Source organism: Nocardiopsis sp. iso_25 (assembly GCF_056173305.1).
The window spans coordinates 540,627-558,424 of sequence record NZ_CM149667.1; the positions used below are offsets into that span (position 1 = coordinate 540,627).

Below are 17,798 nucleotides of genomic sequence, written 5' to 3' on the forward strand. Positions count from 1 at the left end.
TCGACCACGGATGAGGCCCCCAGCATGCTGCTCGCGATCGACGTCGGCAACTCCGAGACGGTCTTCGGTCTCTTCGCATCCGACGACCTTCTCGAACACTGGAGGGTGGGAACCGACACCAGGCGCACGGCCGACGAGTGGGCCGTGGTCCTGCGCGGGCTCGTCGACGGCAGCAGCCTGGGCCGCCCCGAGGACATCGACGGCATCGCCCTGTGCTGCTCGGTCCCGTCGGTGCAGCACGAGATGCGGGACATGTTCCGCCGCCACTTCGGGGACGTCCCGGCCGTGATCGTCGAACCCGGCGTCAAGACCGGGGTGCCGATCCGGATGGACAACCCCAAGGAGGTGGGCAGCGACCGGATCATCAACGCGCTGGCCGCCAACCACCTCTACGGCGGTCCCGCGGTGGTGGTGGACTTCGGGACCGCGACCACCTTCGACGCGGTCAGCGTCCGCGGGGAGTACGTGGGCGGGGCCATCGCCCCGGGCATCGACATCTCCGTGGACGCCCTCTCCCGGCGCGGCGCCCAGCTGCACATGGTGGAGATCGTCAAGCCGCGCGCGGCCATCGCCAAGAACACCACCGAGGCGCTGCGCTCGGGGATCGTGTTCGGGTTCGCGGGCCAGGTGGACGGGATCGTGGACCGCATGGTCGCCGAGCTGACCGACGCGCCCGACGACGTGACCGTGGTGGCCACCGGGGGGCTCGCCTCCATCGTGGTGGCCGAGTGCGAGACGGTCGACCTGCACGAGCCGTGGCTGACCCTCATCGGCCTGCGCCTGGTTTACGAGCGCAACGTCGGCTGATCCGGGTCCGGGGTGGGGGGAGCGGGAGGCGGCCTTCCGCCCCGGCGGGTTCAGTCCTGGTCGTGCCGCTGCACGCGCAGCCGGGGGAACACCTCGGCGAGGTGGTCGAAGTCGCGGTCGCAGTGCACGAGGACCGCGTCGGTGCGCAGGGCGACGGCCGCGATGAGGCAGTCCATGTGTTTGCGGATCGTCTTGCCCTTGGACCGTGCTCCGCGATAGAGCATCGCGGACTCCCGGAAGTCGAAGGTCGGTTCGACCGTCAGCCGGGTCTGCGCCTGAAGCATCGCGTCCAGCTGGAAGAACGCCTTCTCGGTCTTGGCTCCGGACAGGAGTTCGCAGATCACCGGATCGGTGGTCGCCACGTTCTCCCGATTGTCACGAAGCTGACGGACGAACAGGTGGGTTTCGGAACCGGTTCCGCCCAGGTACTCCAACCAGGCGGAGGTGTCGAGGAGATAGGTCTTGGTCACGTTCCTACTTCTCGTCCTCGAAGCCCGAACGGCGCATCTCGTCCAGATCGCCTTCCCAGACGTCGCTTCCCTCGAGCTCCAGCATCATCTCGTAACGGTCACCGCTTCCCGCCACGTGGCGGAGGCCGAAGTCCACCGCCTCGCGCTTGGTCCTCAGGCCGTACTTCTCCATGACCGTTGTGACCAGTTCGTCGTCGATGTCAATGTTTGTGCGACTCATGCACCCAGATTACACCTGTTACCGTGTGTAAAGAAACGGTTTCCGGGAGTTCGCGGTCGCGGGGGTGGTGCGGCGGCCGGGACCGGCCGCCGCACCACCCCCGGTTCAGCCCGAGGAGACGGCGCCGGGGGACGCCTCCGGCGAGGCCCCGCTCCGGAACAGGTCCGGCTCGATGTAGACCAGCGTGGCGATGGGCACCGCGGCCCGGATGCGCTCCTCGGCCTCGTTGATCGCCCGCGTGATCCGGCCCGCGTCGTCGCGCGCGTCCACGGCCACCTTGGCGGCCACCAGCAGTTCCTCGGGGCCCACGTGCTGGGTGCGCATGTGGATCAGGCGGTCGATGTCCTCGACCGACTCGACGGCCCGGCGGATGGCCCGCACGTTCTCGCTCGTGGCGGACTCGCCGATCAGCAGGCTCTTGACCTCGACGGCCAGCACGACCGCGATGACCACCAGGAGGACGCCGATGGCGGCGGTGCCCAGGCCGTCCCACAGGCCGTTGCCGGTGATCAGGGTCAGGCCGACGCCGGCCAGGGCGAACACGAGGCCCAGCAGCGCGCCCGCGTCCTCCAGCAGGATCACCGGCAGTTCGGGGGACTTGGAGCGGCGGACGAACTGCACCCAGCTCGCCCTGCCCCGGACCGCGTTGGACTCCTTGATCGCCGTGCGCATGGCGAACGACTCCAGCACGATCGCCACCACCAGCACGGCCACGGGGACCCACTGCCAGGACGTGATCGGCTCGGGGTGGGAGATCTTGTGCCAGGCCTCGTAGAGCGCGAACAGGCCGCCCAGGCTGAACAGCACGATCGCCACCATGAACGCGTACACGTAGCGCTCGCGGCCGTAGCCGAAGGGGTGCTCCTCCGTGGCGCCCCGGCGCGCCCGCTTGCCGCCGATGAGCAGCAGTGCCTGGTTGCTGGAGTCGGCGACCGAGTGGATGGACTCGGCCATCATCGACGACGATCCGGTCAGGAGGTAGGCCACGAACTTCGTCGCGGCGATTCCCAGGTTCGCGCACAGCGCCGTGACGACGGCTCTCGTGCTTCCCTCAACACTCACCAGTGGGGTCCGTCTCTCGGTAGGTACTGCTCTCGGCTGTGAAGGCGCGGGTCAGGGCAGCGCAATACTAGTGATCCGCGTCACTGTCGACCCACCCTGCCCCTACCCCGGGACGGGACCGCGACCGCCGCAGCGCGCCCTGCGCCCGCGGACGCCGACCGGTCGGGCCGGACCGCGGCCGCCGGTAGGATCGTGCGCGTGAATGACGCGCACGACGACACCTACGACGACCTGCCCGAACAGATGCGGGTCCGGCGCCAGAAGCTGGACCGGCTGCGTGAGGAGGGCACCGACCCCTTCCCCGTGACCTTCCCGCGGTCCACGTCGATCGGGGCAGTGCGCGACAAACACCAGGGGCTGGAGCCGGACACCCGCACGGGCGTGGAGGTCTCCGTCGCCGGGCGCGTCATGCTCTACCGCACCGGCGGCAAGCTGTGCTTCGCCACCCTGCGCGACGAGACCGGCGACATCCAGATCATGCTGTCCCTGGACCAGGTGGGCCGGGAGCGCCTGGACGCCTGGAAGGCCGACGTCGACCTCGGCGACCACGTGGGCGTGGAGGGGGAGGTCATCACCTCCCGCCGCGGCGAGCTGTCGATCCTGGTGACCGGCTGGACGCTGACCGCCAAGTGCCTGCGCCCGCTCCCGGAGAAGCACAAGGGCCTGACCGACCCCGAGGCCCGGGTCCGCCAGCGCTACGTCGACCTCATCGTCAACCCCGAGTCCCAGCAGATGGTGCGCCGCCGCTCGGCCGCCATCCGCGCGATCCGCGAGGGGCTCGCCTCCCGCGACTTCGTCGAGGTCGAGACGCCCATGCTGATGCGGGTGCACGGCGGCGCCACGGCGCGCCCCTTCACCACCCACATCAACGCCTACGACATGGACCTGTACCTGCGCATCGCCCCCGAACTGTCCCTCAAGCGGCTGGTCGTGGGCGGTCTGGAGAAGGTCTTCGAGGTCAACCGCAACTTCCGCAACGAGGGCGCGGACTCCACGCACAACCCCGAGTTCACGATGCTGGAGTTCTACCAGGCCTACGCCGACTACAACGTCATGGCCGACCTGACCCGCGAACTCATCCAGGAGGCGGCGCGCGCCGTGTTCGGCTCGACGGTGGTCGAGCGGGACGGGCGCACCTACGACCTGGGCGGGGAGTGGCCGCAGGTCACCCTGTACGGGGCGGTGTCCGAGGCGCTGGGGGCCGAGGTCGACCCGCGCACGCCGATCGACGAGGTCCGCCGCCTGGCCGACTCCCGGGGAGTGGAGTACGACCCCTCCTGGGGCCAGGGCAAGCTCGTGGAGCACGTCTTCGAGGAGCTGGTGGAGCACACGCTCGTCCAGCCCACCTTCGTGCGCGACTTCCCGGTGGAGACCAGCCCGCTCACCCGGCAGCACCGCGAGGACCCGCTGCTCACCGAGAAGTGGGACCTCATCGGCTTCGGCATGGAGATGGGCACGGGCTACTCGGAGCTGGTCGACCCGGTCGAGCAGCGCGAGCGCCTCACCAGGCAGTCGCTGATGGCCGCCGAGGGCGACCCCGAGGCGATGCAGCTGGACGAGGACTTCCTGCGGGCCCTGGAGTACGGAATGCCGCCGACCGGCGGTGTGGGAGTCGGTATCGACCGCCTGCTCATGGCCTTCACCGGAAAGAACATCCGGGAAACTGTCCTTTTCCCGCTCGTGAAGCCTTCCGGGGATTGAGTCGGAGCGCCGTGGGCCCGGATTTACCAGGGATATAACGGCGCAGATTGGATGACCGAAAGGCGGAGCGGGGCCGTCGCGCACACGTTGCGGCGGCCCCGTCCCCTGCGCCGGGGCAGGGCCCGTACCACGGGTTCCGCCATCCCGGCCGGACAGGCCGCGCGAACCGGAGGCCACGGCCGCGTGGCCGGTCGGACAGTTCCGAAGTTTTGCCGACCGGGGCGCGGCGAACTCGGCCACTCTCCGCTGAACGTTGTTTACGCAGGTCAATGTAGTCGGTGTATTTTCCCTTCCATTGCTTTGTCACGGAAGGGACCGCCATAACTACACATGGTGATTTATGGGGCCTTGACGGTATCATCTCTGCGGCCTAGCGTGCTGTGAGCGGGTCGAGACCCGTGGAGTTTGCCGAAGTGGATCGAGAACGACGGCGAGCGGGGAGAGGGACCGCCGGACGCGGTCCGCGTTCCCCGCGCGCATGCGCGCCCTCGGTGGAGTCTGTCCGTCCCAGCCTCCAGCGAACCGGCCCCTGCGACGTCCGTGCGCCCGCCCCCAGTCCCTGTGCCAGAGGGATGCGTGGGGGACAGCGGTGCGCCCGGGAGTTGTCCGTCGCACCGGACCAGGGGAGACCCGTGTCCGGCGCGCTCGCGTCCGCCAGGCGACGAGTCGATGTTCCGCACTCACATGATGAGGGAGGACGGAGTGGAACAGGCCACACTCGTACGACGTACCGCTGACGACCAGGGCGCCCTTCAGACCAGGGAGCACCGGGAGAACGTGGTCCCCCTGCAGGCCCGCCCGCACGAGACGGCTGTGAGCAGCCCCTACGCGCCGGTGGAACTGAACCACGAGGAGCTCGAACTGCTCGCCGAGATCGCCACCGGTGTCACCACCGAGGTGGCGGCCCGGCACCTCGAACTCAGCGCGCGCACCCTGCGCCGCCGCATCCGCAACATCTGCGACGTGCTCGGAGTGAACACGCCCATCGAGGCGGTCGTCTGGGCCGCGCGGCGCCAGCTCATCTGAGCCGTCCGCGGCACGGCGCCGCGGCCGCGCGGCATCCACCACGGCACCCACCGGCGCACCGGTGGGTGCCGACGCGTTTTCGGACCGCTCGCGTCCGCCGGGCGCGGGGCCCGGGCGTAGTCTGGTCCGGCTATGCCCGTTCGCCATGTTCACGTGCGCCGCGCCAGGACGCGCGACGTCGCCGCCGTCCGGCGCCTCGTCGACACCTACACCGTCGACCGGCGCGTGCTCTCCAAGAGCACCGTCAACCTCTACGAGGACGTCCAGGAGTTCTGGGTGGCCGAGGCCGAGGTGGTCCCCGACGGCTCCGGCCCGGCCTCCCCGCACGCCGCACCCCCTCCCGGCGCCCCCGCCCCCGTCCCCGCAGCGGAGCGCACCGACCCCCCCGAAGCCGGGACCGAGTACCGCGTGGTGGGCTGCGGCGCACTGCACGTGCTCTGGGAGGACCTGGCGGAGGTGCGCACCGTCGCGGTGGACCCCTCCCTGCGCGGGTTCGGCGTCGGACACCGGATCGTGTCCGCGCTGCTGGACACCGCCCGGGAGTTGGGCGTGCGCCGTGTGTTCTGCCTGACATTCGAGACCGGTTTCTTCGCCAAACACGGCTTTGCCCGGATCCAGGGCACACCCGTCTCCCCCCGGGTGTACGAGGAACTCCTGCGTTCCTATGACGAGGGCGTCGCCGAATTTCTCGACTTGGAGCGGGTTAAGCCCAACACCCTCGGGAACACCCGCATGCTTGTGCACCTCGACGCGCCAACGCGAACCACCCGGACCTAAAGGTTTTCGCGCTCACTCGGGACCAAGTTCCCCATACGGGCCGCAGCCGGGCCAACACCGCGTCCGCCCCGTGTCCGCGCAGCTTATGCACAACCGGATGGCGGGGTCGGGGAAGGGGGCGGGTAATGTGTACCCCAGGGGTGGAGTCCCGCCCACACGTTGAAGGAAGTTCCGCGAAGCGGTGGCGAAGGGTCGGGATTTGACACCGGTGGACACGGTGTTCCCCCGCGGACACACCGGGGCGCCGAACGCACGGCCGGACATTGGCCCCCTTCGGGTTTGCCGGAGGTGTCCCGGGTACGTCCAGTGTCAAACCGGGGGCAAACGATGTCTATGATGTCCGGTATGCGTTTGCCCGGGTGCCTGGCGAGCCATCCCCCAGGAGCAGCCCGACACGGAGTCGGGTATTTGCTGCAATAAGTAACAACCAGGAAGGGTGGACGGCTTCGATGGGGAACTTTTTGTCGTCGGTGCTTCCCCCCGGGCTGATCGACGTATTGTCGGCGCTCATCCCACCGGTGGTTGTCGGTGCCGTCTTCTGCACCTTCGTCATCCAGCTCCTGCGCAAGGAGATGGCGCCCCGCCGGATGGACGGAAGCCTGGTCAGCAAGGACAGGGCCGCCGAGGGCACGGGTGAGGGCAGTGACGGCTCCGAGGCCGCCGAGCCGGGAGCCGCGAACGAGACGCCGATTGTCCGGGGTGGGGAACGCACCGAATCCGACGGTCGTTGATACGGTACTCGACCGATCACGCGCTCCTCGGGGAGCGGCGAACCGGCCACGCGCGTGCGCGGGCCATCTCGCCGATCCCGCGCGCCCTCCGGTGACCCCCGAAACCCGACACGGTGTCCGGGTGATTTCAGGCACGCCGGGAATTGTCTTCCGCGTTCTCGCGAGATAGCTTTACATTCAGGTGTGGAGACACCGCTCTTCTGAAAGGTTTGATTCCATGGCACAGAAGGTCCAGGTTTTCCTGGTCGACGACCTCGACGGCGGCGAGGCCGAGGAGACGGTGACGTTCGGTCTGGACGGCTCCGTGTACGAAATCGACCTCAGCGCGGGTAATGCGGCCAAGCTCCGCGAGGCCCTTACTCCGTTCGTCGACGCCGCACGCAAGGCTCCGGCCAAGGCGTCCCGCAGCGCGGGCCGCCGCACCGGCAGCCGGAATGCTCCCAGCCGTGAGCGCAGCGCCGAGATTCGCGCCTGGGCGAAGGCCGCGGGCAAGCCCGTCAATGAGCGCGGCCGTATCCCCGCGGCGATCGTCGCCGAATATGAGGCCATCAAGGGCTAGGTTTGCCGCCGACCCCCGGTTCGCCGAAATGTTGTCAGGTCTTGATCGAATTACGGTCGGTACCTGCCGGGGGAAGACACCCGAACCCGACCATCCCGGGCCGCGGCGCGGCCCAGTGACACGGGATACCAGGGGATACGCCGGGCCCGACGGGTCCTTCGGGCGGTACGGGGCGCCAGACAGCGCTCCTGCGGCCCCGCGGCTCCAGACCTCCGCCGCCACACCCACGCGCTGGGCCGGACGGCGAGGCGGGGCGGGGCAGTCCGCCGGAGCGCCCCGACGCCGCCTCCGCGCGCGACCGCCCACGAACGGTCGGGGCCGCACGCGACCTCCCGGTTGCCGGGGAAGGGCACTCGCTTCCGGTCCCGCGGCCCCGGTCGCGGGATCCGAGTCCCACACCATCCCCGCCCCGGTCGACGGCGCGTATTTCCCGCTTTCCCCGCCCGAACGGTCCGGTCGGAAGAACAACACGCGGCTTGTTCGCTCAGAGCCGATAACGCTTACACGTGCGCGGTCCGGGCACTCCTGTGACACAGGGAGAGCCCGGGCCGTTCGCCTTCGGCGTACAGGGAAATCTGGCGCCGCAATTGGTAGTTGGATGTTGGGTGAACGCCCTATCGTCGGGGAAAGTCTCTGGCACGGACGGCTGCGGCCGACCGTACGGAGGCCTACGTCTGGTCGGCAGCCGGTCGACCGTACGGACGGGTGCGACAGCGCTCCCCGGGGCGGTTCATCCCTGTGGGGCCGATATGCGGAAGAGTTGGGTCGGAGTGAACCGTCCCTGCCTGACCGCTCTGTAGAGGAGCGACGAGACATGTTCGAGAGGTTTACCGACCGCGCGCGGCGAGTGGTGGTTCTGGCCCAGGAAGAGGCCAGGATGCTCAACCACAACTACATCGGTACGGAGCACATCCTGCTCGGTCTCATCCACGAGGGTGAGGGCGTCGCCGCCAAGGCTCTGGAGAGCCTTGGTATCAGCCTCGAAGCGGTTCGGCAGCAGGTTGAGGAGATCATCGGCCAGGGGCAGCAGGCGCCGTCGGGGCACATCCCGTTCACCCCGAGGGCCAAGAAGGTCCTGGAGCTGTCGCTGCGCGAGGCGCTTCAGCTGGGCCACAACTACATCGGTACCGAGCACATACTGCTGGGCCTGATCCGCGAGGGCGAGGGCGTCGCCGCCCAGGTCCTGGTCAAGCTGGGCGCGGACCTCAACCGCGTGCGCCAGCAGGTCATCCAGCTGCTGCACGGCTACCAGGGCAAGGAGCCGCAGGCCACCGGCGCCTCGTCGGAGTCCACCCCCTCCACCTCGCTGGTGCTGGACCAGTTCGGCCGCAACCTGACCCAGGCCGCCCGGGAGAGCAAGCTCGACCCGGTCATCGGCAGGGACAAGGAGATCGAGCGGGTCATGCAGGTCCTGTCCCGCAGGACCAAGAACAACCCGGTCCTGATCGGTGAGCCCGGCGTCGGCAAGACGGCCGTGGTCGAGGGCCTGGCCCAGAAGATCGTCAAGGGCGAGATCCCGGAGACGCTCAAGGACAAGCAGCTGTACACGCTGGACCTGGGCGCGCTGGTCGCGGGCAGCCGCTACCGCGGTGACTTCGAGGAGCGCCTCAAGAAGGTGCTCAAGGAGATCCGCACCCGCGGCGACATCATCCTGTTCATCGACGAGCTGCACACGCTGGTCGGCGCGGGCGCGGCGGAGGGTGCCATAGACGCCGCCTCCATCCTCAAGCCCATGCTGGCCCGGGGTGAGCTGCAGACCATCGGCGCGACCACGCTGGACGAGTACCGCAAGTACCTGGAGAAGGACGCCGCGCTGGAGCGCCGCTTCCAGCCCATCCAGGTGGACGAGCCGACCATCACGCACGCCATCGAGATCCTCAAGGGCCTGCGCGACCGCTACGAGGCCCACCACCGGGTCTCCATCACCGACAGCGCGCTGGTGGCCGCCGCGCAGCTGGCCGACCGCTACATCAGCGACCGGTTCCTGCCGGACAAGGCGATCGACCTCATCGACGAGGCGGGCTCGCGGATGCGCATCCGCCGGATGACCGCTCCGCCGGACCTGCGTGAGTTCGACGAGAAGATCGCCGGGGTGCGCCGCGACAAGGAGTCCGCGATCGACGCGCAGGACTTCGAGAAGGCGGCGTCGCTGCGCGACGACGAGAAGCAGCTCCTGGGCAAGAAGGCGCAGCGGGAGAAGGAGTGGAAGGCCGGCGACATGGACGTCGTGGCCGAGGTGGACGAGGAGCTCATCGCCGAGGTCCTGGCCGCCTCCACCGGCATCCCGGTCTTCAAGCTCACCGAGGAGGAGTCCTCCCGGCTGCTGCGCATGGAGGACGAGCTGCACCGGCGCGTCATCGGCCAGGAGGACGCCATCAAGGCGCTCTCCCAGGCGATCCGCCGTACCCGCGCCGGGCTCAAGGACCCCAAGCGCCCGGGTGGTTCGTTCATCTTCGCCGGTCCGTCCGGTGTGGGTAAGACCGAGCTGTCCAAGACGCTGGCCGAGTTCCTGTTCGGGGACGAGGACGCGCTGATCCAGCTGGACATGTCCGAGTTCATGGAGAAGCACACCGTCTCGCGGCTGTTCGGCTCCCCGCCCGGGTACGTGGGCTACGAGGAGGGCGGTCAGCTCACCGAGAAGGTGCGCCGCAAGCCGTTCTCCGTGGTGCTCTTCGACGAGATCGAGAAGGCCCACAACGACATCTTCAACTCGCTGCTCCAGGTGCTGGAGGAGGGACGTCTCACCGACGCCCAGGGTCGCAACGTCGACTTCAAGAACACGGTCATCATCATGACGACCAACCTGGGCACCCGGGACATCTCCAAGGGCCAGGCCATGGGCTTCGCCAAGGAGGACGACGCCCAGACCAACTACGAGCGGATGAAGGCCAAGGTCAGCGAGGAGCTCAAGACCAACTTCCGGCCCGAGTTCCTCAACCGTGTGGACGACATCATCGTCTTCCACCAGCTGACGGAGAAGGAGATCTTCCAGATCGTGGATCTGATGATCACGAGCCTGGACAGCCGTCTCAAGGAGCGGGACATGGGGATCGAGCTGCGGCCCAAGGCCAAGCAGATCCTGTCCGAGCGCGGGTTCGACCCCGTGCTGGGCGCCCGTCCGCTGCGCCGGACGATCCAGCGGGAGATCGAGGACCAGCTGTCCGAGAAGATCCTGTTCGGCGACCTCAAGGCGGGTCAGATCGTGGTGATCGACGCCGAGGGCGAGGGCACGGACGCCAAGTTCACCTTCAAGGGCGTGCCCAAGCCGGCCGCGGTGCCGGACACGCCCGAGGTCGAGGAGTCGGCCGCGGGCAAGCGGGAGTAGCACCGCCCGGCCGCCCGTGACATCGGGGGCACCCCTTCGGGGGTGCCCCCTTCGTCGTGCTGGTGCGGGGCGCGCGGGGCCGACGTCGCGCGTCGGCCGCGGGGTGTGCGTCCGCCCGCCATGTTCTAAGGTGCGAACGTGACTCATCCAGATCCCCGACAGCACGATCCGTGGCAGGCGCGGCAGCCGCAGCCCGGACCCGCTCCGCACGGTCCCCGGCCGGGTGAGGCGCCCCCAGGACACCACGGTGCGGTTCCGCCCGGCGGCCAGCCCCCCGGCGGCCAGCCCCCCGGCGGCCAGCCTCCGCCCGGTGGTCCGCCCCCGGCCGGTGGTCCGCCTCCTCCGGGGCAGGTCCCCCCGGGCGCGGCGCCGCCGCCCACGGGGCCGCAGGGCCCCCACGGCGGTCCGCCCGGACCCCAAAGCCCTCACGGACTCCAAGGCCCCCACGGATCCCAGGGGCCCCACGGACCCCAGGGGCCCTACGGTCCGCCCGGCCCGTACCCGCCCCGGCCCCAGCCGCGCGGGAAGGGCGGGACCGGCCTGATCATCGGGGCCGTGGCCCTGGTCGTCGTCCTCATGCTGGGCGGCGGGATCGCCGCGGTGTGGCTGTTCTCCGGCGGTGGCGGCGGCGCCTCCGCCGAGGGCATCGGCGAGGTGCGGTACTACGAGGGCCTGTCCAGCGAGCACGTGGACGAGGGCGAGACCGTCGACTACGGGATGTTCCCGCCCGCGGGCGGGCCGCACTACCCGATCTGGCAGAACTGCGGCGTCTACGACCAGCCCCTGCGCTCGGAGTACGTCGTGCACGCCCAGGAGCACGGCGCCGTGTGGATCGCCTACGACCCCGGGCTCTCCCAGGCGCAGGTCCAGACCCTGGCCGGGTACTACTCGCCCGGCGACTACCTGGTGGTCAGCCCCGTGGAGGGCCTGCCCGCCCCGGTGGTGGCGTCGGCCTGGGGCTCACAGATCCTGCTGGAGGACCCCGCGGACCCGCGCCTGGCGGAGTACCTCGTGGAGTTCGTCCAGGGCGAGAACACCCCGGAGCCGGGCGCGCCGTGCAGCGACGGCCACTCCGGAACCGGGTCCGATCCCGCGGGGGAGTCCGGGACCGCCGCGGCGCGGTACTCCGGCCCGAGGACCTGAGGACCTCCCGCCGCGCCGTCCGACCGCGTCCCGCGCGGTCGCCGTGCGGTGACCGGCCTCCCCCGGCCGGGGCGCTCTCAGCCCGGCAGGGCGTACCGGCCGTCGTCCAGGGGGTCCACCAGGCCGTCGGACACCAGCGCGTCCAGGGCCCGCTCGCGCTGGACGTGGTCGTCCCAGACCACGTCCAGCGCGCCCTTGGGCACCGGGTGGGCGGAGTCGCGCAGCACCGCCAGCAGCCGTCCGCGCACCTGCCGGTCGGTGCCCGCGTAGGTCTGGCCGCGCCGCGGCGGACCGTCGTAGGCGGGCTTGCCCGCGAGCCGCCAGGCGCACTGGTGGGCGATCGGGCAGTCCGCGCACGCGGGCGTGCGCGCGGTGCACACCAGCGCCCCCAGCTCCATGACGGCCACGCCCCAGCGGGCGGCCACCGAGGGCGCGGACGGCAGCAGGGACTCGGCGAGGGCGGTCTCCGCCTTCGTCTGGGTTTTCGGCGGGTACTGGACCCCGGTTTCGGCTCTTGCCAGGACACGTCGAACGTTCGTGTCCAGAATGGCGTGCCGCTGACCGAAGGCGAAGCTCGCCACCGCCGCCGCGGTGTAGGAGCCCACGCCCGGCAGGGACAGCAGGGTGGCGTGGTCCTCCGGGACCCGTCCGCCGTGTTCCCCGGTGATCGCCACCGCGCACGCGTGCAGGCGCAGCGCCCTGCGCGGGTAGCCGAGCCGGTTCCACATGCGCACAGCCTCCCCGGAGGGCTCCCGTGCCAGGTCGGCCGGGGTGGGCCACCGCTCCATCCAGGCGCTCCAGGCGGGCAGGACGCGCACCACGGGCGTCTGCTGGAGCATGATCTCGCTGACCAGGATCGACCACGGTGAGGCGTCGGGCCGTCGCCAGGGGAGATCGCGGGCGTGGCTCTCGTACCACGCCAGAACCGGGGTGCTGTAAGGGTTATCGCTCATCTTTAACTGGGAATCGGCGGGTTGAGTAGGTGAGGTACACGCAAAACCGCAATACTACGGCGCATGGCGTCAAGTACCGGACAACCAGGAGCCGTCAGCCGCGAGACCTACTGGAAGCGGCGAGCCTTCGTGCTGGCCGGGGCCCTGTTGTTGCTCGCGCTCATCGCGTACGCCTGCCGTCCCTCCGGGGAGGAGAGCGGCGAGCCGACCCGCTCGGACGCGGGCATCGAGGCCTCCCCCAGTGTCTCACCCACGGAGCCCTCCGCGGACGCGAGCGAGGAACCCGAGGCCGATCCTTCCGAGGGGGCGCGGGAGAGCGCCGACCCCTCCGAGGGCGCTGAGGACTCCGAGGGCTCCGGCGGCTCCGCGGCCGGCGACGGCGACTCCGCCGGGGGCGGGGAGGACGGCGAGGTGCCCGCTCCGGAGCGCCCAGAGGACGCCTGCCGCCCGCAGGACGTCGTGGTGACCTTCGAGTACGCGGAGGAGGACCAGGAGGTCTACGGAGCCGGCGCCGACCCGGGCTTCAGGATCACCGTGGTCAACACCGCCGAGCAGACCTGCACCGTGGACATGGGCGGCGAGGCCATGGAGATCCGCATCCACTCGGGCGACGACCGGATCTTCTCCACCGCCGACTGCGCTGAGGGCCGGAGCGCGGAGAAGCGCCAGATCAGCAGGGGCGTCCCGCACGAGTACACGTTCAGCTGGGAGCGGATGCGCTCCTTCGAGGACTGCCGCGGCACCGACGCCTCGGCCCAGCCCGGCTGGTACCGGGCCAACCTGCACGGGGACTACGCCGGGGACCAGCCCGAGCTCCCCTTCCAGCTCAAGGCCTGAGCGGCCGCACGACACGGGGCCGGGGGTGTGCGCCTTGGGTTCTAGTGGTGGTTGCAACACCCCAGTTCAAGGGGTGCGATGGACTTCCATATCCGCAAGGACCGAACCCCGCAGGGCCGTAGGAAGCTCTCCGCTGAACGAGCGGCATACTTGCAGCTCATGAAGCAGGGCTACAGCAACACCGAAGCCTGCCAGATGGTGGGCGTCGATGCCCGTACTGGCAGGAAGTGGCGTAACGGACGCAGCGCCGAGAACGACCGCCGAAGGGCGGTACCACCCATCACCACGGTGGTACCGCCCACCGGCCCGTCCCGCTACCTGAACGAGACTGAACGCCTGCACATCGCTGATCTGTACCGCGAGGGCAAGTCCGCGCGAGCCATCGCCGCAGAACTGGGCCGCAACCACTCCACGATCAGCCGGGAAATCCGCCGTAACGGCACTGTGGACCCGCGCGGCAAACGCCACTACCGCCCCCACGCCGCCCAAACCCGCGCCGATGCCCGCCGACCACGCCCCAAGCCCTCCAGAATCTGGCTGAACCCCGAACTACGCGTGCGGATCCAGGAGCTGCTCACCGAAAAATGGAGCCCTGAGCAGATCAGTCGTAGGCTCAAACGCGACTTCCCCGATCGGCCGGAGCTGCACGTGTGCCACGAGACGATCTACCAGGCCCTGTATGTCCAAGGCCGCGGCCAGCTGCGCCGGGAGTTGGCTGGTGCGCTGCGCTCGGGCCGTGCCCGGCGCAAGCCCCGCCGCCAGGCGCAGCAGCGCCATCCCCGTTTCGCCGCCCCCATGGTGATGATCAGCGAGCGTCCTGCGGAGGTCGCTGACCGGGCGGTGCCCGACCACTGGGAGGGCGACCTGATCATCGGTGCCGATGGTGGCTCGGCGATCGGCACCCTCGTGGAACGCTCCACCCGGTACACGATGCTGCTGCACCTGCCTCACGGGCGCGGCGCGGAGCAGGTGCGTGATGCGTTGACCACCACGGTGCAGACCCTGCCCCGGCATCTGGCCCGCTCGGTGACCTGGGACCAGGGCTCGGAGATGGCCGCCCATGGGGCGTTCACCACCGTCACCGACATCCCCGTCTACTTCTGCGACCCGGCCAGCCCCTGGCAGCGCGGCTCCAACGAGAACACCAACGGGCTACTGCGCCAGTACTTCCCCAAGGGCACCGATCTGTCGGTGCACTCGGTCGAGCATCTGGAGGTAGTGGCCGTCCAGCTCAACGGGCGCCCACGCAAAACGCTCGGCTGGGATACCCCAGCCGAGCGCCTCGCTAAGCTGCTCCAAGCGAGCAACTAATCATCGGTGTTGCAACGACCCCTAGAATCCGCCCGCCGCCCCCGGCCCCGCCGTGTGGGCGCCGCCCCGTGGAGGTGCCGCGACGCGGAGGGCCCCCTTTACGCCGCCGGGGTTCGGGGGTAGCCTTCCTGCGGTTGGGAGCGCTCCCAAGCGGGCGCTCCCCACGGGAGTGCCCGCTCTCGTCCCCGAAGGAGCCCCCATGCGCTACCGCGGTCCCGCGGAACTGACGGTCGTCCGCCACGGGCAGAGCGCCTTCAACGCCGCCCTGGCCGCCGCCGCGCGCGACGGCGGCCGCCTGGACACGGCGGGCCTGCCCGCGCGCAACGCCGACGTGGACCTCACCGCGCTGGGAGAGCGCCAGGCCCGCGCCGTGGGCACGGGCTGGCTGGCGGACCTGCCCGGCGAGCGGCGGCCCGGCGTCGTGTTCTCCTCCACCTACCTGCGCGCCCGCCGCACCGCCGTGCTGGCGCTGGAGGCGGCCGGGATGGACCTGCCCGTGCACCCGGACGAGCGGCTGCGCGACCTCGACGGCGGCCCCTTCACGTTCATGACCCCGGCCATGGTCGACGAGTACGATCCCGGCGAGGCGCCCCGGCGCCTGGCCGACCGGACGCACCACCGCCCCGAGCGCGGCGAGTCCCTGGCCGACGTCCTGCTGCGGCTGCGCTCGTTCCTGCGCGACCTGTGCGCGGAGTACCCGGGTGAGCGGGTGCTGCTGTTCGCGCACGAGCCCGTCGTGGTCCTGCTCCGGGGCGTCCTGGAGGGCCTGGACGAGGCCGAGCTGCGGCGGGTCGGCGGGCGGGAGCCCGCGGCGGCGGCCTCGGTCAGCCGCTGGACGGCCGACGCCGGGGGAGACCTGCGGTCCGACGGCTTCGGGCTCGTGGGGCACCTGGCGGGGGTGTCCTCGCGGGAGTGACGGGAAATCCGTCATAACACCGCATTCTCTTCTTATCGCCCGGGATTCGGGTCGGGCCGCAACCCCTTCGCGGGGAAATTCCGGCGACCTCGCGGAAAAGCGACAGCTTCGTGTAATGGTTCGATTACCATCCGTGCTGTCTGGAATCCGCACGTCCCTGGAGGCTGTCGTGAATCGCATCGTCCCGGCCCTAGTCGCCGCTCCCGTCCTCGCGCTGGCGCTCGCCGCGCCCGCGCACGCCGCCGAGGCCGCGCAGACCGGTGAGAACGGCTACATCCTGCGCGTCCACGGCCTCACCACCGGTGAGACGCGTGAGGTCACGCTGGTGTGCGCACCCGTCGCCGCCGGCACGCACCCCAGAGCTGCCGAGGCCTGCGAGGCCATCGCCGAGGCCGGTTCGCTGGCGGCGGTCGAGGGCAGGGAGCGGCCCTGCACGTTCGTCTACGACCCGGTGGTCGCCGTGGCCTACGGCACCGAGGACTACCGCGAGGAGTTCTCCAACGAGTGCGTGCTCGTGAGCGAGAAGGGCGCCGTCTTCGACTTCTGACGCGCCGGTCCGCGGGGGATCCGCGCTCAGTCGCCGTCCCGGGGGGCGCGGGCCCGCCGCGACCGCCGCGCCACCCGGCTCAGGGCCTCGCTCAGCTCCTCCACCTCGTGGACGCGGATGCCCGGCACCGGGTCGCCGAAGTGCTTGGGCACGACCGCCTCGGTGAAGCCGAGGCGCTGAGCCTCCGACACCCGGCGCCGCACGCCGCTCACGGTGCGCACGTCGCCCGCCAGGCCCACCTCGCCGATCGCGATGAAGCCGACGGGCAGCGCGACGTCGTTGTTGGAGCTGGCCGCCGCCATGGCCAGCGCCAGGTCCACGGCGGGCTCGGTCAGTTTCACGCCGCCCACCGTGGACGCGTACACGTCCATGTTGGCCAGCTTCATGCCCGTGCGCTTCTCCAGCACCGCCAGGATCATGTTCACCCGCGAGGTGTCCAGGCCCGAGGTGGCCCGGCGCGGCGCGGGCAGCGGGGTCGGCGCGACCAGGGCCTGGACCTCGGTGATGAGCGGGCGCCGCCCCTCCAGGGTGACGGTGACGCACGTGCCCGGCACCGGGTCGGTGCGCTCGGTGAGGAACAGCCCGCTCGGATCGGGCAGGCCGACGATGCCGGACTCGGTCAGCTCGAAGCAGCCGATCTCGTCGGTGGGTCCGTAGCGGTTCTTGACCGCGCGCAGCAGCCGCAGCTGGGAGTGGCGCTCGCCCTCGAAGTGCAGCACCACGTCCACCAGGTGCTCCAGCATCCGCGGACCGGCGATGGACCCGTCCTTGGTGACGTGTCCGACGAGCACGGTGGCGATCCCGCGCTCCTTGGCGATCTGGATCAGCGCGCCGGTCACCTGGCGGATCTGGTTGACGCCGCCCGGGACGCCGGTGGCGTCGGGGGAGACCATGGTCTGCACCGAGTCCACGATGAGCAGCCGGGGGCCGACCGCGTCCACGTGGCTGGCCAGGGCGGCGATGGAGGTCTCGGCGGCCAGGAAGAGCTTGTCGGAGAGCGCGCCGAGCCGCTCGGCGCGCAGCCGCACCTGCCCGGCCGACTCCTCCCCGGTCACGTACAGCACGGGGCCCTCGGCCGCGCGCATCGCGGCGACCTCCAGCAGGAGGGTGGACTTGCCCACGCCGGGCTCGCCGGCGAGCAGCACCACGCCACCCGGGACCGCGCCGCCGCCCAGGACCCGGTCGAGTTCGTCGACGCCGGTGGGGACGGCCTCGGCGCTCTCCACGCTGATCTCGGTGATGGGCCGGGCCCGGGAGGTGACGGGCGCGGGCGCGACGGCGGAGGGCGCGGGGGCGCCCGCCTCCTCGACCGTGCCCCAGGCCTGGCACTCGCCGCAGCGGCCCACCCACTTGAGGGTGCTCCATCCGCACTCCGCGCACCGGAACGTGGTCTTCGCTGCCTTCGCCATGGTG

17 protein-coding genes are annotated in these 17,798 nt (G+C 70.5%); 12 read left to right on the forward strand and 5 right to left on the reverse strand.

The genetic code is table 11. From position 1 onward, the window contains the following. Nucleotides 1-24: 24 nt before the first annotated feature. Complete coding sequence (locus AC0VX6_RS02465) at nucleotides 25-807, forward strand: type III pantothenate kinase (protein ID WP_274976033.1); 783 nt, start codon at nucleotides 25-27, stop codon at nucleotides 805-807. A gap of 50 nt (nucleotides 808-857) precedes the next feature. Here AC0VX6_RS02465 and vapC read toward each other — a convergent pair whose 3' ends face one another. From vapC to AC0VX6_RS02480, 3 genes are all read right to left on the reverse strand, one after another. Beyond that, nucleotides 858-1,277 carry a type II toxin-antitoxin system VapC family toxin gene (vapC, locus tag AC0VX6_RS02470; protein WP_248773323.1) on the reverse strand — a complete coding sequence of 140 codons (420 nt, stop codon included), beginning with the start codon at nucleotides 1,275-1,277 and terminating at the stop codon, nucleotides 858-860. 4 nt (nucleotides 1,278-1,281) lie between these two features. Beyond that, nucleotides 1,282-1,497, reverse strand: a complete 216-nt coding sequence (locus tag AC0VX6_RS02475) for a type II toxin-antitoxin system VapB family antitoxin (protein ID WP_212641706.1) — start codon at nucleotides 1,495-1,497, stop codon at nucleotides 1,282-1,284. Nucleotides 1,498-1,602: 105 nt separating this feature from the next. Continuing rightward, nucleotides 1,603-2,559, reverse strand: a complete 957-nt coding sequence (locus AC0VX6_RS02480; RefSeq protein WP_274976034.1) for a cation diffusion facilitator family transporter — start codon at nucleotides 2,557-2,559, stop codon at nucleotides 1,603-1,605. Nucleotides 2,560-2,655: 96 nt separating this feature from the next. Between AC0VX6_RS02480 and lysX the strand changes: the two genes are divergently transcribed. The 7 genes from lysX to AC0VX6_RS02515 all read left to right on the forward strand — a co-directional run bounded on the left by lysX (nucleotide 2,656) and on the right by AC0VX6_RS02515 (nucleotide 11,821). Beyond that, entirely contained in the window at nucleotides 2,656-4,260 is a 1,605-nt protein-coding gene (gene lysX, locus AC0VX6_RS02485) for a bifunctional lysylphosphatidylglycerol synthetase/lysine--tRNA ligase LysX (RefSeq protein ID WP_274978030.1), read from the forward strand. 702 nt (nucleotides 4,261-4,962) lie between these two features. Then, complete coding sequence (locus AC0VX6_RS02490; protein WP_212641704.1) at nucleotides 4,963-5,286, forward strand: LuxR C-terminal-related transcriptional regulator; 324 nt, start codon at nucleotides 4,963-4,965, stop codon at nucleotides 5,284-5,286. 132 nt (nucleotides 5,287-5,418) lie between these two features. After that, entirely contained in the window at nucleotides 5,419-6,063 is a 645-nt protein-coding gene (locus AC0VX6_RS02495) for an amino-acid N-acetyltransferase (RefSeq protein ID WP_274976035.1), read from the forward strand. Nucleotides 6,064-6,512: 449 nt separating this feature from the next. Continuing rightward, nucleotides 6,513-6,794: a hypothetical protein gene (locus tag AC0VX6_RS02500; RefSeq protein WP_274976036.1), complete on the forward strand. Its 282-nt coding sequence runs from the start codon at nucleotides 6,513-6,515 to the stop codon at nucleotides 6,792-6,794. Between the two features lie 217 nt (nucleotides 6,795-7,011). Continuing rightward, complete coding sequence (locus tag AC0VX6_RS02505; RefSeq protein WP_013155980.1) at nucleotides 7,012-7,353, forward strand: histone-like nucleoid-structuring protein Lsr2; 342 nt, start codon at nucleotides 7,012-7,014, stop codon at nucleotides 7,351-7,353. Nucleotides 7,354-8,167: 814 nt separating this feature from the next. Beyond that, nucleotides 8,168-10,678, forward strand: coding sequence for an ATP-dependent Clp protease ATP-binding subunit (locus AC0VX6_RS02510; RefSeq protein WP_082166905.1), 2,511 nt, complete (start codon nucleotides 8,168-8,170; stop codon nucleotides 10,676-10,678). A gap of 555 nt (nucleotides 10,679-11,233) precedes the next feature. Next, on the forward strand, nucleotides 11,234-11,821 hold the full coding sequence (locus AC0VX6_RS02515) for a DUF3105 domain-containing protein (protein ID WP_274976037.1): 588 nt from the start codon (nucleotides 11,234-11,236) through the stop codon (nucleotides 11,819-11,821). A gap of 77 nt (nucleotides 11,822-11,898) precedes the next feature. On the opposite strand, the gene AC0VX6_RS02520 is transcribed toward AC0VX6_RS02515, so the two are convergent. Next, nucleotides 11,899-12,774 carry an A/G-specific adenine glycosylase gene (locus AC0VX6_RS02520; RefSeq protein ID WP_212641701.1) on the reverse strand — a complete coding sequence of 292 codons (876 nt, stop codon included), beginning with the start codon at nucleotides 12,772-12,774 and terminating at the stop codon, nucleotides 11,899-11,901. 129 nt (nucleotides 12,775-12,903) lie between these two features. Between AC0VX6_RS02520 and AC0VX6_RS02525 the strand changes: the two genes are divergently transcribed. The 4 genes from AC0VX6_RS02525 (at nucleotide 12,904) to AC0VX6_RS02540 (ending at nucleotide 16,385) form a co-directional block, all read left to right on the forward strand. Then, complete coding sequence (locus AC0VX6_RS02525) at nucleotides 12,904-13,611, forward strand: prolipoprotein diacylglyceryl transferase (RefSeq protein WP_274978031.1); 708 nt, start codon at nucleotides 12,904-12,906, stop codon at nucleotides 13,609-13,611. A gap of 78 nt (nucleotides 13,612-13,689) precedes the next feature. After that, nucleotides 13,690-14,922: an IS30 family transposase gene (locus AC0VX6_RS02530; RefSeq protein ID WP_475467317.1), complete on the forward strand. Its 1,233-nt coding sequence runs from the start codon at nucleotides 13,690-13,692 to the stop codon at nucleotides 14,920-14,922. Between the two features lie 199 nt (nucleotides 14,923-15,121). Further along, nucleotides 15,122-15,838 carry a histidine phosphatase family protein gene (locus tag AC0VX6_RS02535; protein ID WP_274976038.1) on the forward strand — a complete coding sequence of 239 codons (717 nt, stop codon included), beginning with the start codon at nucleotides 15,122-15,124 and terminating at the stop codon, nucleotides 15,836-15,838. Between the two features lie 169 nt (nucleotides 15,839-16,007). Continuing rightward, a complete protein-coding gene (locus AC0VX6_RS02540; protein ID WP_274976039.1) occupies nucleotides 16,008-16,385 on the forward strand; it encodes an SSI family serine proteinase inhibitor in 378 nt (125 codons plus the stop codon). Nucleotides 16,386-16,411: 26 nt separating this feature from the next. Here AC0VX6_RS02540 and radA read toward each other — a convergent pair whose 3' ends face one another. Then, nucleotides 16,412-17,794: a DNA repair protein RadA gene (gene radA, locus AC0VX6_RS02545; protein WP_274976040.1), complete on the reverse strand. Its 1,383-nt coding sequence runs from the start codon at nucleotides 17,792-17,794 to the stop codon at nucleotides 16,412-16,414. Nucleotides 17,795-17,798: the final 4 nt, after the last annotated feature.

What these genes read in the sequence shown, in the direction of transcription:
- AC0VX6_RS02465 (WP_274976033.1), top strand. Translation starts at nt 25, where the DNA reads ATGCTGCTCGCGATCGACGTCGGCAACTCCGAGACGGTCTTCGGTCTC.
- AC0VX6_RS02475 (WP_212641706.1), bottom strand. Translation starts at nt 1,497, where the DNA reads ATGAGTCGCACAAACATTGACATCGACGACGAACTGGTCACAACGGTC.
- AC0VX6_RS02495 (WP_274976035.1), top strand. Translation starts at nt 5,419, where the DNA reads ATGCCCGTTCGCCATGTTCACGTGCGCCGCGCCAGGACGCGCGACGTC.
- AC0VX6_RS02500 (WP_274976036.1), top strand. Translation starts at nt 6,513, where the DNA reads ATGGGGAACTTTTTGTCGTCGGTGCTTCCCCCCGGGCTGATCGACGTA.
- AC0VX6_RS02505 (WP_013155980.1), top strand. Translation starts at nt 7,012, where the DNA reads ATGGCACAGAAGGTCCAGGTTTTCCTGGTCGACGACCTCGACGGCGGC.
- AC0VX6_RS02510 (WP_082166905.1), top strand. Translation starts at nt 8,168, where the DNA reads ATGTTCGAGAGGTTTACCGACCGCGCGCGGCGAGTGGTGGTTCTGGCC.
- AC0VX6_RS02520 (WP_212641701.1), bottom strand. Translation starts at nt 12,774, where the DNA reads ATGAGCGATAACCCTTACAGCACCCCGGTTCTGGCGTGGTACGAGAGC.
- AC0VX6_RS02530 (WP_475467317.1), top strand. Translation starts at nt 13,690, where the DNA reads ATGGACTTCCATATCCGCAAGGACCGAACCCCGCAGGGCCGTAGGAAG.
- AC0VX6_RS02535 (WP_274976038.1), top strand. Translation starts at nt 15,122, where the DNA reads ATGCGCTACCGCGGTCCCGCGGAACTGACGGTCGTCCGCCACGGGCAG.
- radA (WP_274976040.1), bottom strand. Translation starts at nt 17,794, where the DNA reads ATGGCGAAGGCAGCGAAGACCACGTTCCGGTGCGCGGAGTGCGGATGG.